This is a genomic window from Mediterraneibacter sp. HA8405, assembly GCF_056148955.1.
The window spans coordinates 2,622,156-2,637,248 of record NZ_CM148758.1 but is presented as its reverse complement, the minus strand read 5'-3'; the positions used below and the strand labels follow the sequence as shown (position 1 = coordinate 2,637,248).

Below are 15,093 nucleotides of genomic sequence, written 5' to 3'. Positions count from 1 at the left end.
CTTCTTTGTGCGCAAAATCAATGGCTCTTTCTTGTCCCGGCAGAGGAATGGGAGTATAATAAATACAAAGAAATGTACGGAAAACCAGCGTTCCTGGAAATGAAACGGAGAGATACATGCCGGACAAAAGTACAGGAATGTACAGGAAGGGAGGAGAAAATATGTCGGAGTATAAAATCATTACTATCGGACGCCAGTTCGGCAGCGGCGGACATGAAATCGGACAGATGCTTGCGGACAGGCTGGAAATTCCCCTTTATGACCACAGACTTGTGAGTATGGCGGCAGAGGCGCTGAATCTGAAAGAGGATACAGTAAGAAAAGTAGATGAGTCCGGACTGAAAATGTTTCTGACCAGCTATTCGGTGAGCCCGGCCTGCTATGTGGACTTTGTAAATGCCACGTCCTATATGCAGTCCCTGAACGAAAATGTATATCGGCAGCAGGCAGAGATTATCCGGACGCTGGCAGGAGAAGGCCCCTGTGTGATTATCGGCCGGTGTGCAGATTATGTGTTGCGTGATTTCCCGGGGTGTATCAATGTGTTTATCTGTGCGGATAAGAAGGAGCGGATTGCGAGAATTGCAGAGCGGTACGGTCTGTCAGAACGCAAGGCGGCAGAAAAGGTAAAGAAGACAGACCGGGAGAGAAGATATTATTATGAAATTCATACAGGTCTTGAGTGGGGAAGCATTGAGTCTCATCAGGCACTGTTAAATGTGAGCCTTCTGGGCAGAGAGAGGACAGTACGACTTCTGGAAATGATGTACAGGGCGTAAATGCCACGGTCACGGAGACCTGTTTTGAAGCGGAAAAAAGCAAAATAGAAAACGGCATCCTTTCCGGGATGCCGTTTTCTATGAGGGGGGGATAGTTGTTTTATCAACTATCTTAAAACAGTATAGAGGAAAAATGTGTAGAAATTATGTATTTTTTGTGAAATGTAAAATTCAAATTTTGTCCCTCCATGTCGCACTGGTACATATGGGAATTTATATTAGTATATAAATTCCGGAGAATGTGCTATACTGTTTCAGAATAAAGCAGGCGGTATTAAAACGGCCGGTGAAACAGTGAAATAAAATCTGCAGGAGAGATAAAAATGAACCAGCCAAAAATAAATTATCAAAAAGAACTTGACAAAATTCTGGAAAAACTGGAAAGAGAACGGCAGGTACCGGCTCTGTTTCTTCACAGTTGCTGCGCTCCCTGCAGCAGTTACGTGCTGGAATACCTTTCCCGGTATTTCCGGATTACAGTGTTTTATTATAACCCGAATATTTATCCGGAAAGCGAATATGCAATGCGCACGGCTGAGCAGCAGAAGCTGATCCGGGAAATGCATCTTAAGCACCCGGTTTCATTCCAGGAAGGACGGTACGACAGAACAGAGTTTTTCAGGGCGGCGGAAGGACTGGAAGATGAAAAAGAAGGAGGCCCCAGATGCATGAAATGTTATGCGCTCCGCCTGGAAGAAACGGCCAGAATGGCCAGAGAAGGCGGCTTTGATTATTTTACTACCACTCTTAGTATCAGCCCTATGAAAAATGCGAAGAAACTGAATGAGATCGGACAGAAGACCGGAGAAAAATATGGTGTAAAGTATCTGGTATCTGATTTTAAAAAGAAAGACGGATACAAACGCTCCATAGAACTCTCCCGGGAATTCGGTCTGTACAGACAGGATTACTGCGGGTGCGAATTCTCGCTGGCTGAAAGACAGAAAAGGGAAAATAACCAGATGCTTTTGAATAAAAAAGAGGATACTGTTTAAAGTTGGGAGTAGACACAGAACGCTTTACTGTGTTAAACTTAGTGGAAAATGCAGAACAGGGCTGCATCCCTGAAAGATAAAAGAGAAAAGAGGAAAGAGAAATGGCACAGTTATGGGGCGGCCGTTTTACAAAAGAGACGGACAAACTGGTATATGATTTCAATGCTTCGATTTCTTTTGACAAGAGGTTTTACGGGCAGGATATCCGGGGCAGTATCGCTCATGTGACGATGCTGGCTAAACAGGGAATCCTGACAGATGAAGAGAAAGGGCAGATCATAAAAGGTCTTGAGAGTATCCGCACAGACGTGGAGAACGGAACTCTTGAGATTACAGAAGAATATGAAGATATCCACAGCTTTGTGGAAGCCAATCTGATTGACCGGATCGGGGACGCCGGCAAAAAGCTCCACACCGGACGAAGCAGAAACGATCAGGTGGCGCTGGATATGAAGCTTTATACAAGAGATGAGGTTCTTGAGCTGGACAGCCTTATAAAAGAGATACTGGAAGTGCTCTTAAAGCTGATGAAGGAGAATCTCGAGACATACATGCCGGGATTTACACATCTGCAGAAAGCGCAGCCGATCACGCTGGCACATCACATGGGAGCGTATTTCGAGATGTTCAAACGCGACCGTTCCCGTATGAAAGATATTTATAAAAGGATGAATCTCTGCCCGCTGGGTTCCGGCGCGCTGGCGGGAACTACATATCCCCTTGACCGCGAATATACGGCAGAGCTTCTGGACTTTGACGGACCGACGCTTAACAGTATGGATTCCGTGTCAGACCGGGATTATCTGATCGAACTCCTGTCGGCCATGTCCACGGTGATGATGCATCTGAGCAGATTTTCCGAGGAAGTGATTATCTGGAACACCAATGAATACAAATTCGTGGAGATTGACGACGCTTACAGTACAGGCAGCAGCATTATGCCCCAGAAGAAGAATCCGGATATCGCAGAGCTGGTACGGGGTAAGACGGGAAGAGTGTACGGTGCTCTGATGTCCATGCTGACTACGATGAAAGGCCTTCCGCTGGCATATAATAAGGATATGCAGGAGGATAAGGAACTGGTCTTTGACGCCATTGATACGACGAAGGGATGCCTGGCGCTCTTTACGGGAATGTTAAAGACTATGAAGTTTAACTCAGCCCGCATGGAGGAGAGTGCAAAGCACGGATTCACCAATGCGACAGACGCGGCAGATTATCTGGTAAATCACGGGGTTCCTTTCCGCGACGCACATGGAATCGTGGGACGGCTCGTCCTCTATTGTATCGATAAAGGGATCGCGCTGGATGATATGAGCATGGAAGAGTTTAAGGCGATCTCGCCGGTATTTGAAGAGGATATTTATAACGCCATCAGTATGAAGACTTGCGTGGAGATGCGAAATACCATTGGAGCGCCGGGAAAAGCTGCGATGGAGAAAGTAATCAAGGCGGAGGAAGAATATCTGTCCGCTGAATAAGCATGGTATATAACTGAACAGGTACAATTTATAATAGAAAGGATGTAGAGAAGAAAATGGATCAGAAATTACGAGTAGGAATTTTGGGCGCAACAGGAATGGTGGGACAGAGATTTATCTCTCTGCTGGAGGATCATCCGTGGTTTGAGGTAGTGACAGTTGCTGCCAGCCCGCGTTCAGCAGGTAAGACATATGAAGAAGCAGTAGGTGACCGCTGGAAAATGGATACTCCGATGCCTGAGGCAGTGAAAAAGCTTGTAGTGCTCAATGTAAACGATGTGGAGCATGTGGCATCTACAGTTGATTTTGTGTTCAGCGCAGTGGACATGAGCAAGGAAGAAATCAAGGCGATTGAGGAAGAATATGCAAAGACAGAGACTCCGGTCGTATCAAACAACAGCGCGCACCGCTGGACGCCGGATGTTCCGATGGTAGTGCCGGAGATCAATGCCGCTCATTTTGATGTGATTCCGGATCAGAAGAAACGTCTCGGCACAACGCGCGGATTTATTGCCGTAAAACCGAACTGCTCTATCCAGAGCTATGCTCCGTGCCTTGCAGCATGGAAGGAATTCGGACCGAAGGAGCTTGTTGTTACGACATACCAGGCAATCTCCGGCGCTGGAAAAACATTTAAAGACTGGCCGGAAATGGTTGGAAACATCATCCCGTTCATTGGCGGAGAGGAAGAGAAGAGCGAGCAGGAGCCGCTCCGTGTCCTTGGAAAAGTGGAGAACGGCCAGATCGTAAAAGCAGAACTTCCGAAGATCACATGCCAGTGCGTACGTGTTCCGGTACTGAACGGTCATACTGCGGCTGTGTTCATCAATTTTGAGAAAAAACCGACGAAAGAACAGCTTATTGAGAAACTTGTAAACTTCAAAGGGTTCCCGCAGGAAGCAGAGCTTCCGAGCGCTCCGAAGCAGTTTATCCAGTATCTGGAAGAGGACAACCGTCCGCAGGTAACCTTGGATGTAGATTATGAGAACGGTATGGGAGTATCCATTGGCCGTCTGAGAGAGGATACAATGTACGACTATAAGTTCATCGGCCTTTCCCACAATACAGTAAGAGGCGCGGCAGGCGGAGCGGTTCTGTGTGCGGAGGCTCTTACAGCGAAAGGGTATATTGCAAAAAAGTAATACGTGATAAGGAGGAAGAACATTAATTTCTTCCTCTTTTTTTTCTGACTTTCCTGTGGTAAAATGTCAAAATAGACGTTTAAAGAAAGAGGAGGCTGTCATTATGGGAATGACAATGACGCAGAAAATTCTGGCAGCTCATGCAGGGCTTGACTCTGTAGAGGCGGGCCAGCTGATCGAAGCAAAGCTTGATGTGGTCATGGCAAATGACATCACGGGCCCGATGGCTCTGCCGATCATTAAGCAGATGTCAGATCACGTGTTTGACAAGGATAAAGTAGTATTTGTTCCGGATCATTTTACACCGAACAAGGATATCAAATCAGCGGAGAACTCGAAGGCAATCCGTGAATATGCAAAAGAGCAGGGGCTGACCTGGTATTTTGAACAGGGCAAATCCGGCGTGGAGCATGCGATTCTTCCGGAAGCTGGAGTTGTGACAGCGGGTGAGTGCATTATAGGAGCAGATTCCCACACCTGTACATACGGTGCTCTCGGAGCGTTTTCCACAGGAATGGGAACGACAGATGTGGCAACCGGCATGGCAACCGGGGAGATCTGGTTTAAGGTGCCCAGCGCCATCAAGTTTGTACTGACAGGAAAACCGGGAAAATATGTCAGCGGTAAAGATATTATCATTCATATTATAGGAAAGATCGGTGTTGATGGAGCGCTTTACAAATCTATGGAGTTCACCGGAGACGGCATAGCTAATCTGTCCATGGACGACCGTTTTACAATGGCAAATATGGCAATCGAGGCAGGCGCAAAGAATGGAATCTTCCCTGTGGATGATCAGGCACTTGCATATATCGAAGAGCATTCAAAGAAACCATACACGATCTATGAGGCAGACGAGGACGCCCAATATGACGAAGTGATCACGATCGATTTGTCTGAGGTCCGTCCGACAGTGGCGTTCCCGCATCTTCCGGGAAATGCAAAGACCATTGATGAGATCGAGGTAATGGAGCCGGTCAAGATCGATCAGGTTGTGATCGGATCATGTACAAACGGACGTATGGAAGATATGAGAAAAGCCGCGGCGATACTGAAAGGTCATACGGTACATCCTGATGTGCGCGTGATGATCGTACCGGCGACACAGAAGATCTATAAACAATGTATCGAAGAGGGGCTTCTGGAAATTTTCGTAGATGCCGGATGCGCGGTAAATACACCGAGCTGCGGCCCGTGTATGGGCGGTCACATGGGTGTTATGGCGGCAGGAGAGAAATGCGTTTCTACTACGAACCGAAACTTTGTCGGACGTATGGGACATGTGGATTCTTTGATCTACCTGGCATCGCCTGAGGTGGCGGCTGCAAGTGCGATCGCAGGCTGCATCGCAAATCCTGAGAAAGTGGGTGACATGTAATGAAGGCGAAAGGACATGTTTTTAAATACGGGGACAATGTGGACACGGACGTGATCATCCCGGCAAGATATCTGAATTCCTTTGACGCGCAGGAACTGGCAAGCCATGCCATGGCAGATATCGATCCGGATTTTGTGAAGAAAGTACAGCCGGGCGACCTGATCGTTGCCAACAAGAACTTCGGCTGCGGCTCTTCAAGGGAGCATGCGCCGCTCTGCTTAAAGACAGCCGGCGTGAGCTGCATAATTGCAGAGACATTCGCACGTATTTTTTACCGCAACGCAATCAATATCGGCCTTCCGATCATTGAGTGTCCGGAGGCTGCAAAAGGCATTGAGGCAGGAGATGAGGTGGAAGTAGATTTTGACAGCGGTAAGATCTACAATCTGACAAAAGGCACCGAGTTCCAGGGGCAGGCGTTCCCGGAATTTATGCAGAAACTGATCGCGGCAGGCGGGCTTGTCAACTATACAAATAATAAAAAGAATAAATAAGACAGATAAAAGGGATGCTGTGTAAGGCGAAAACGGATTCCGCCTGCGCGGCACCCCTTTTGTGGCATATCTGTGAAAGGAAAAGTTATGGAAAAGGATAAACAGGAAAACTGTGTGCTTACAGCGCCGGAAGGCGGAAAAGGAAAAGCGTCGGCCCTTCTTCCGATCGGTGTGTTCCTCGTTATTTTTCTGGGAGCGGGAATTGTATTCCGGGATTTCTATGCGATGCCGGCAATCGTCGCATTCCTGATCGCGCTGTTTGTGGCGTTTCTGCAGAACAGGAAAATAAGTTTTGATGATAAGATGAGGCTTATTGCAAAAGGCGTGGGCGAAGAGAATATCATCACAATGAGTCTTATTTTTCTCTGCGCGGGAGGCTTTTCCGGAGCTGTGAGCGCGGCGGGCGGTGTGGACAGCACAGTCAACCTCGGTCTGTCCCTGATACCGGCTCATTTTATTGTGGCAGGACTTTTTATTATCAGCTGCTTCATTTCGGTTTCCATGGGGACTTCGATGGGAACGATAGCTGCGCTTGCTCCGATAGCTGTAGGAGTCAGCGAAGGGGCAGGGTTCCCGCTGGCGGTATGCATTGCAGCTGTAGTCTGCGGGGCAATGTTTGGGGATAATCTTTCTATGATATCAGATACAACGATCGCGGCAGTTAAGACACAGGGGTGTGAGATGAAAGACAAGTTTAAAGCTAACTTTCTGATCGTACTGCCGGCAGCTGTTATTACGGTTATTTTCTTCTGGTTCATAACAAGAAATATGAGTTATGACATTGCCAGCGCTGATTATAACCTGCTTCAGGTGATACCGTATCTGGTGGTTTTGATCGGGGCTTTAATTGGGATCAATGTATTTGTTGTGCTGATCGCAGGAACCGTACTTTCGCTTGTTGTCGGCGTAGGAACAGGCACGATCGCTCTGTCGGAAATGTTTACTGTTGTCGGCGACGGTGTTGTTTCAATGTACGATATTACGGTTATTTCCATTATCGTGGCATGTATCGTATCTCTTGTCCGCGCAAATGGAGGTATCCATTTTGTCCTGAATCTGATCAAGAGCAGGATACACGGAAAGAAAGGAGCTCAGGCCGGCATAGCTGCTCTGGCACTTCTGGTAGACCTGTGTACTGCAAATAATACAGTAGCGATCGTAATGTCAGGGCCTATTGCAAAGGAGATCAGTGATGAATTCGGCGTGGATCCGAAAAGATCCGCATCGCTTCTGGATATGTTTACGTCAGTAGGGCAGGGACTGATCCCGTACGGAGCGCAGCTCCTCTCGGCAGCAACGCTTACCGGCCTGACGCCGTTTGATATGATTCCTTATCTGATCTATCCGGTGCTGATGGCAGTGTGCGGTATTGCGGCTATTATAATTTCCCGGAACTGATCCGGTCGGGCCATGTGGGGAAGCGGCGTTGCCTATGGACACGGCCCAGTTACCTGTGCTATAATTCATGGCAGTAACAAGAGGTGTTTCCGGAAATGTACATATCCGGAAGGACTTAAAAAAGAAAAAAGAGGTTGAAAGAATGAATCTACTATATAAGAGTACAAGAAGTGCAGATAAGACGGTTACCGCCTCAGAGGCTATTCTCAAAGGCCTGGCAGATGACGGCGGCCTGTTTGTTCCGGAATATATCCCGAAGCTGGATGTGACGATGGATGAGCTGAAGGCTATGTCCTATCAGGAGACAGCATATGCTGTAATGAAACAGTTCCTGACAGATTTTACAGAGGAAGAATTAAAACATTGTATTAGCAGCGCTTACGACTCCAAGTTTGATACGGAAGTAATCGCGCCTCTTGTAAAAGTAGGAGATACGTACCATCTGGAGTTGTTCCACGGCGCGACGATCGCGTTTAAGGATATGGCTCTTTCCATTCTGCCTCATCTGCTGACAACAGCAGCAAGGAAAAATCATGTGACTAATGAGATCGTGATTCTTACAGCGACTTCAGGAGATACGGGGAAAGCTGCACTGGCGGGATTTGCAGACGTGCCGGGGACGAAGATTATCGTGTTTTATCCCAAGGGAGGCGTAAGCCGTGTGCAGGAGCTGCAGATGGTGACTCAGAAAGGCGATAATACATCTGTTGTTGCAATCCACGGGAATTTTGATAACGCCCAGAGTGGTGTAAAAGCAATTTTTGAAGATAAAGAGCTGGAAAAGGAACTGGCAGATGCGGGGTATCAGTTTTCGTCCGCCAACTCAATCAATATCGGCCGTCTGGTTCCTCAGGTTGTGTATTATGTTTATGCATATGCAAAACTTCTGGAAAACGGAGAAATCAGTTCCGGTGAAGAAATCAATATAACAGTTCCTACGGGCAACTTTGGCAATATTCTTGCCGCATACTATGCGAAGCAGATGGGTGTGCCGGTCGGGAAGCTGATTTGTGCATCCAATGAGAACAAAGTACTGTTCGATTTCTTTCAGACAGGTGTATATGATAAGAATCGTGAGTTCATCCTGACATCATCTCCCTCCATGGATATTCTGATTTCCAGTAATCTGGAGAGACTGATTTATACTATCGCAGGACAGGATTCAGAGAAAAATTCCCGGCTGATGACCCGGCTTAAGGAGACAGGGGCTTATGAAATTACACCGGAAATGCGGGAGAGGCTGGCGGATTTTGCAGGAGGATTTGCAACAGAAAAGGAAACGGCAGAAACCATCCGTACAACGTATGAGCGTACAGGATATGTGATGGATACACACACGGCTGTGGCGGCAAGTGTTTGCGCGCGCTATCGTGCGGATCACAGTGACGGCAGGAAATATCTGGTGGCATCCACTGCCAGTCCATACAAATTTATTCACAGCGTTATGACGGCAATTGATAATAAATATGCCGACACAGATGAGTTTGAACTGGTTGATGAACTGAGCCGGATCTCAAATACGGAGATTCCGAAAGCTATCGAAGAGATCAGGAACGCAGATATTCGTCACAGGAAAGAATGCGATGCGGATCAGATGAAAGAAACCGTGAAAGAGATTCTCGGAGTGTAAGGAGCAGACTATGGATAGTAGTATATGGGGAATTATAAGTATTGTTGTACTCGCATGCGGGCTGTACGGCCTTCATGGATTCACTGTATTGAAGAAAGGCGGAATGCCGAATCTCTCCATGCTTATGGGGCAGGAGTATGAGAAGGCGAAACCGGAGGTGAGAGAGGAGTTTCTTCAGAAATCGGCGCCGATTCTGCTGCTCTTTTCTCTTTCATGTACAGTTTACGGAGTAGTGGACTTTGTGCACTGTTATGTATACAGCATGCCTTTGGCGGATACAGCTGCAAGTATGTTGTTTATTGTAGTGCTCATTGTGTTTGCGATATACACATCAAAAATGCGGAGGAAATATTTTTGAAAAAGCTTAATTGCTGTAAAACAGCTGCTCCGGTTCTGGATGAAGCGGGAGAGTGGGATAAACTTATTGAGGCTGCGTTTCACGCCAGGGAGAATTCCTACAGTCCATATTCGAAGTTTCGCGTAGGCGCGGCGCTTCTCTGTGAAAGTGGTGAAATATATACCGGGTGTAATATAGAAAACCGGGCTTATGGTCCGACTAACTGCGCGGAGCGGACTGCGTTTTTTAAAGCAGTATCCGAAGGAAAACGGATATTTACTGCGATTGCCATAGTGGGCGGAGAAGCAGAACCGGTGTGGTGTTATCCCTGTGGTGTATGCCGGCAGGTGATGGCAGAGTTCTGTTCGCCGGACACATTTCAGGTTATATGCGCGAAAGCAACGGATGAGTACCGCGTTTTTACACTCGGGCAGCTTCTTCCGGAAATGTTTTGACAGATGTGGAATGTGAAGCAATTAACAAGCAAATTGCATAAAACATCCTCTGATAGTGTAAAAATATATAAAATCAATAGTTAAAATTAATAAAAATGCAGGATTCAAGAAAGAATCCTGCATTTTTCCCTTGTTCATCCCGCATTTTAGAAGGAGTAGCCCGGCATAAATGAATGTGAAATATTTACAACTTTCAAGTAATGGAAAAATTTTTGTTGATTTTTTGTCAGTTATTCTGTATAATGAGGGCATATTGGAGATTGCGGCATAAATTTCCATGATACATTTTAGAAAGAGAGAGGTAGAAGAGGTATGGCAAATATTGATTTGACTCAGTATGGCATTACAGGAACTACGGAAATCGTTCACAATCCTTCCTATGAGATGTTATTCGAGGAAGAGACAAACCCGAATCTGGAAGGGTATGACAAAGGTCAGGTAAGCGAACTCGGCGCAGTTAACGTTATGACCGGTATCTACACAGGACGTTCCCCGAAAGACAAATATATCGTTATGGATGAAAATTCCAAAGACACAGTTTGGTGGACATCCGATGAGTATCCGAATGACAACCATCCGGCAACTCAGGAAGCATGGGATTCAGTAAAAGACCTTGCAATTAAGACACTCTCCAACAAGAGACTTTTCGTTGTAGATGCGTTCTGCGGAGCAAACAAAGATACACGTATGGCAATTCGTTTTATCGTGGAAGTTGCATGGCAGGCTCACTTTGTAACAAATATGTTTATCCGTCCGACTGCTGAAGAGCTGGAGAACTTTGAGCCTGATTTCGTAGTATACAACGCTTCTAAAGCAAAAGTTGAGAATTACAAGGAACTGGGACTCAGATCTGAGACAGCGGTTATGTTCAATATTACAAGCCGCGAGCAGGTGATCGCGAACACATGGTACGGCGGAGAAATGAAGAAAGGTATGTTCTCTATGATGAATTACTACCTGCCGCTTAAAGGCATCGCTTCCATGCACTGCTCTGCAAACACAGACATGAACGGCGAGAACACAGCAATTTTCTTCGGGCTTTCCGGAACAGGTAAGACAACACTTTCCACCGATCCGAAGAGACTTCTGATCGGTGATGACGAGCATGGCTGGGATGACAACGGAGTATTCAACTTCGAAGGCGGATGCTATGCAAAAGTTATCGACCTGGACAAAGAGTCTGAGCCGGACATCTACAATGCAATTAAGAGAAATGCCCTTCTTGAAAACGTTACACTTGACGCTGACGGAAAGATCGACTTTACAGACAAGAGCGTGACAGAGAATACGCGTGTATCCTACCCGATCGATCACATTGAGAAGATTGTTCGCCCGGTATCTGCAGCTCCGGCGGCAAAAGATGTAATCTTCCTTTCAGCTGACGCGTTCGGAGTACTTCCGCCGGTATCTGTACTTACACCGGAGCAGACAGAGTACTACTTCCTGTCAGGTTTCACAGCTAAGCTTGCAGGTACAGAGCGCGGTATCACAGAGCCGACACCGACATTCTCCGCATGCTTCGGACAGGCATTCCTTGAGCTGCATCCGACAAAATATGCAGAAGAACTCGTTAAGAGAATGAAAGAGAGCGGAGCGAAAGCTTACCTTGTAAATACAGGATGGAACGGAACCGGAAAACGTATCTCCATCAAAGATACACGTGGTATCATCGATGCAATCTTAAGCGGAGCTATCCTTGATGCGCCGACAAAGACAATCCCGCACTTCAACTTCGAAGTTCCGACAGAGCTTCCGGGAGTTGATCCGGCTATCCTTGATCCCCGCGACACATATGCTGACGCTTCCGAATGGGAGACAAAAGCAAAAGATCTTGCTGCAAGATTCGTTAAGAACTTCAAGAAATATGAGAGCAACGAACTTGGAAAAGCGCTTGTTGCAGCAGGCCCGCAGGAGTAAATTTCAGATTGAAATGACGGAGTTGAAAACCCGCCGCACTGTGAGAAGAGTGCGGCGGGTTTTTGGCATAAGGACTTTGCAAATTGAAATTGTCTGATATTATAATATATATTGAAACTATGTGATATTAAAAGAAAGATTACAGACAGTGCTTTATTTGAGGAAGAGAAACATGAGATTAAAAAACGTACTTATTACTGTGAAAGATATGGAAAAATCGAAAGCATTTTACAAGGAACTTTTCGGTCTGGATGTGATACTGGACAATGACGGTAAGGCGATTCTGACAGAAGGTCTGGTTCTCCAGGATGAGAATATCTGGAAAGAGGTTGTGGGCGCTGATGTTATTTTGCGGAACAATGCGTCGGAGTTGTATTTTGAAGAGACAGATATTGAGGGCTTTACGGAGAAACTGGATGCGTACCCGGAGCCGGTTCAGTATGTAAACCGGCTGATGCAGCATTCGTGGGGACAGAAAGTGATACGCTTTTATGATCCGGACGGAAATCTTATTGAAGTAGGTACGCCTCTGCACAATTAATGCGGCTCTTTGGTAAAGTGTTCTCTCAGCTTTTCTACCGCGCTTTTTTCAATCCGGGAGACGTAAGAGCGGGAAATTCCAAGTTGTCTGGCAATTTCCCGCTGTGTGTATTCTTCTCCGTTATAAAGACCATACCGCATTTTTAAAACGAGCTTTTCCCGGGAAGAAAGCTCGTTTTCCACTTTTTCATAAAGTATTTGAATATTTTCTTTGAGATGGATTTTATCCGGGATATCGTCTTCTTCGGTTTCTATTATATCGTACAGTCTGATTTCATTTCCCTCCCGGTCAGTACCGATTGGTTCATAGAGGGAAATTTCTTTGCCGGTTTTCTTCTTTGAACGCAGATACATCAGGATTTCATTCTCCACACAGCGGGATGCATATGCGGCAAGTCTGTTGCCTTTGTCGGGATTAAAGGTGACAACTGCTTTAATCAGGCCGATTGTACCTATCGAAATCAGATCTTCCGGATCTTCTTCCAGGTTCTGATATTTTTTTATCACATGCGCGACAAGACGCAGATTGCGTTCAATCAGGATATGTTTTGCCTCGAGGTCTCCTTCTGTATATTTCTGGATATAGTATTTTTCTTCCGAGGGAGATAGCGGAGCGGGAAATGATTTCAAGACGGCACCTCTTAGCGCATTTGATATAATGTATGACAGAATACCGGAAATTGTGCTTTTCCAACGTCCGGTAGGGACTGGCCGCATGGGTTCTTTACTCAGAAAATAAGTGAAATGAAGAAAGAAAAGGTTGACAGAAAAAGCATGTCAGGTATATGATGGTTTTACATTTCCGGGGCGTTCTGCCCTGGCAATCATTTCCGGCTGATTCAGCCAAAATTTTCAGATGCCGTGCTATTTTGTCTGTACGACTGGTTATTTCGCGTCCGGACAGATATACAGAAAAGGTTACTGAGAATCATTGTGGTGTTTAAAGAATGACAGGAAGCTCATGGAAAGGAGTGGACAATGAGCTTCAGTACAGTGTTGTCTGCAGCTATCGAGGGACTGTCGGCAGAGTTTGTCCATGTGGAGGCAGACGTGTCTAACGGCCTTCCGGTTTTTCATATGGTAGGCTATCTTTCATCAGAGGTAAAGGAGGCGGGAGAGCGGGTACGGACTGCTATCCGAAATGCAGGCTTTGATTATCCGCCGAAAAGAACTGTGATTAATCTTTCCCCGGCAGCTCTTCGGAAGAGAGGGGCATCTTTTGATCTCCCTATAGCGGTGTCTATTTTAATTTCCCTGGGAATTGTGAATCCCGGAAGGACCAGGGATTGTCTACTGGTAGGAGAGCTGGGCCTGGACGGGAAGGTGAGAAAAGTACCAGGTGTTTTACCTATTGTTATGGAAGCAGGCAGGAGAGGGGTACGCTGCTGTATTGTTCCCCGGGAAAATGCAGCGGAGGGAGCACTGATTCATAATGTGGAAATTATAGGTGTAACGGATTTGAGAGAAGCGGTAGAGTTTTTAAACGGAAGAAAAAAGATATTGCCTGCCGCGTCAGAAAGTACATTTAAAGAACAGCGGCCGGAGGTGGATTTTGGAGATATACAGGGGCAGGAAACAGTAAAACGGGCGGCTGAGATTGCTGTGGCAGGCGGTCATAATCTATTGCTTATCGGTCCGCCGGGAAGCGGAAAATCAATGACAGCCAGAGCAATCGCCGGAATTCTTCCGCCTCTGGAACGTGAGGAAAGTCTGGAGATTACGAAGATCTATAGTGTGATGGACATGCTGAGGTCGGATTCTCCTATGATTATGCAGCGGCCTTACCGGGAGGTACATCATACGGTTACAAGAGCAGCACTGATCGGAGGAGGCGCTGTGCCCCGTCCGGGTGAGATCAGTCTGGCTCATGGAGGTGTACTTTTTCTGGACGAACTGACAGAATACCGGAAGGAGATCCTGGAGCTGCTTCGCCAGCCTCTGGAGAGCAGAAGAATAGAAATATCAAGAACATATGGAAAATATCAGTTTCCGGCAAACTTTATACTGGTTGCTGCAATGAATCCCTGCCCGTGCGGGTGTTATCCGGATATGGAGCGGTGTAAGTGTACGCAGGCACAGATTCGTGCTTATCTGGGAAAGGTGAGTATGCCTTTCCTTGACAGGATAGATCTGTGTACAGAGGCTCCGAGAGTCAGTTACAGGGATCTGACAGGACAGCAGAAGACGGAATCTTCTGCAGAAATCAGAAAACGGGTATATCTGGCAAGGGATCGACAGAAAGAACGATACCGGGGGACGGGTATAAGAACAAATGCGATGCTGGATATAAATGATATAAAAAGCTATTGCAGACTTGGTCAGAAAGAGCAAAAGCTGATGGAACAGGCGTTTTCTGCAATGAAACTTACTGCCAGAGCATATCATAAAATTATCAGGACAGCACGGACAATTGCAGATCTTGAAGGAGAAGAACAGATTAAAGCAGTTCATTTAAAAGAAGCGCTCGGATATAGAACAGTGGACAGAAAATACTGGGGGAGGTGACAGAAGTGAAACGGATAAACGTATCCAGAAATACAGTCCCGG

14 protein-coding genes are annotated in these 15,093 nt (G+C 46.5%); 13 read left to right on the top strand and 1 reads right to left on the bottom strand.

Annotated elements, in window-relative coordinates; translation table 11 throughout:
- Positions 1-161 precede the first annotated feature (161 nt).
- The 12 genes from AC0QUU_RS12400 (at position 162) to AC0QUU_RS12345 (ending at position 12,547) form a co-directional block, all read left to right on the top strand.
- Positions 162-779: a cytidylate kinase-like family protein gene (locus AC0QUU_RS12400; protein WP_474543187.1), complete on the top strand. Its 618-nt coding sequence runs from the start codon at positions 162-164 to the stop codon at positions 777-779.
- Between the two features lie 323 nt (positions 780-1,102).
- The gene (locus tag AC0QUU_RS12395; RefSeq protein WP_474543185.1) at positions 1,103-1,774 is read left to right on the top strand and encodes an epoxyqueuosine reductase QueH; all 672 of its coding nucleotides are present in this window, start codon (positions 1,103-1,105) and stop codon (positions 1,772-1,774) included.
- A gap of 101 nt (positions 1,775-1,875) precedes the next feature.
- Complete coding sequence (gene argH / locus AC0QUU_RS12390) at positions 1,876-3,255, top strand: argininosuccinate lyase (protein WP_474543183.1); 1,380 nt, start codon at positions 1,876-1,878, stop codon at positions 3,253-3,255.
- A gap of 56 nt (positions 3,256-3,311) precedes the next feature.
- Complete coding sequence (gene asd / locus AC0QUU_RS12385) at positions 3,312-4,397, top strand: aspartate-semialdehyde dehydrogenase (RefSeq protein ID WP_474543182.1); 1,086 nt, start codon at positions 3,312-3,314, stop codon at positions 4,395-4,397.
- Between the two features lie 103 nt (positions 4,398-4,500).
- Complete coding sequence (gene leuC / locus AC0QUU_RS12380) at positions 4,501-5,775, top strand: 3-isopropylmalate dehydratase large subunit (RefSeq protein WP_474543181.1); 1,275 nt, start codon at positions 4,501-4,503, stop codon at positions 5,773-5,775.
- Positions 5,775-6,269 carry a 3-isopropylmalate dehydratase small subunit gene (gene leuD / locus AC0QUU_RS12375; RefSeq protein WP_205129922.1) on the top strand — a complete coding sequence of 165 codons (495 nt, stop codon included), beginning with the start codon at positions 5,775-5,777 and terminating at the stop codon, positions 6,267-6,269. The genes leuC and leuD overlap by 1 nt, the downstream gene beginning before the upstream one ends.
- An 87-nt stretch (positions 6,270-6,356) precedes the next feature.
- Positions 6,357-7,667: a Na+/H+ antiporter NhaC family protein gene (locus AC0QUU_RS12370; protein ID WP_474543179.1), complete on the top strand. Its 1,311-nt coding sequence runs from the start codon at positions 6,357-6,359 to the stop codon at positions 7,665-7,667.
- 142 nt (positions 7,668-7,809) lie between these two features.
- Complete coding sequence (gene thrC / locus AC0QUU_RS12365; RefSeq protein ID WP_474545580.1) at positions 7,810-9,297, top strand: threonine synthase; 1,488 nt, start codon at positions 7,810-7,812, stop codon at positions 9,295-9,297.
- Positions 9,298-9,307: 10 nt separating this feature from the next.
- The gene (locus AC0QUU_RS12360; protein WP_474543178.1) at positions 9,308-9,655 is read left to right on the top strand and encodes a hypothetical protein; all 348 of its coding nucleotides are present in this window, start codon (positions 9,308-9,310) and stop codon (positions 9,653-9,655) included.
- A complete protein-coding gene (locus AC0QUU_RS12355; RefSeq protein WP_474543177.1) occupies positions 9,652-10,089 on the top strand; it encodes a cytidine deaminase in 438 nt (145 codons plus the stop codon). The genes AC0QUU_RS12360 and AC0QUU_RS12355 overlap by 4 nt, the downstream gene beginning before the upstream one ends.
- Before the next feature lie 312 nt (positions 10,090-10,401).
- Positions 10,402-12,006 carry a phosphoenolpyruvate carboxykinase (ATP) gene (gene pckA / locus AC0QUU_RS12350; RefSeq protein ID WP_474543175.1) on the top strand — a complete coding sequence of 535 codons (1,605 nt, stop codon included), beginning with the start codon at positions 10,402-10,404 and terminating at the stop codon, positions 12,004-12,006.
- A 172-nt stretch (positions 12,007-12,178) separates the two neighbouring features.
- On the top strand, positions 12,179-12,547 hold the full coding sequence (locus AC0QUU_RS12345) for a VOC family protein (protein WP_474543174.1): 369 nt from the start codon (positions 12,179-12,181) through the stop codon (positions 12,545-12,547).
- On the opposite strand, the gene sigK is transcribed toward AC0QUU_RS12345, so the two are convergent.
- Positions 12,544-13,176: an RNA polymerase sporulation sigma factor SigK gene (sigK, locus tag AC0QUU_RS12340; protein WP_474543173.1), complete on the bottom strand. Its 633-nt coding sequence runs from the start codon at positions 13,174-13,176 to the stop codon at positions 12,544-12,546. The two genes, AC0QUU_RS12345 and sigK, sit on opposite strands and share 4 nt — an antisense overlap.
- A 348-nt stretch (positions 13,177-13,524) precedes the next feature.
- Here sigK and AC0QUU_RS12335 point away from each other — a divergent pair, with 348 nt between their 5' ends.
- The gene (locus AC0QUU_RS12335) at positions 13,525-15,051 is read left to right on the top strand and encodes a YifB family Mg chelatase-like AAA ATPase (RefSeq protein ID WP_474543172.1); all 1,527 of its coding nucleotides are present in this window, start codon (positions 13,525-13,527) and stop codon (positions 15,049-15,051) included.
- The last annotated feature ends 42 nt before the right edge of the window (positions 15,052-15,093 follow it).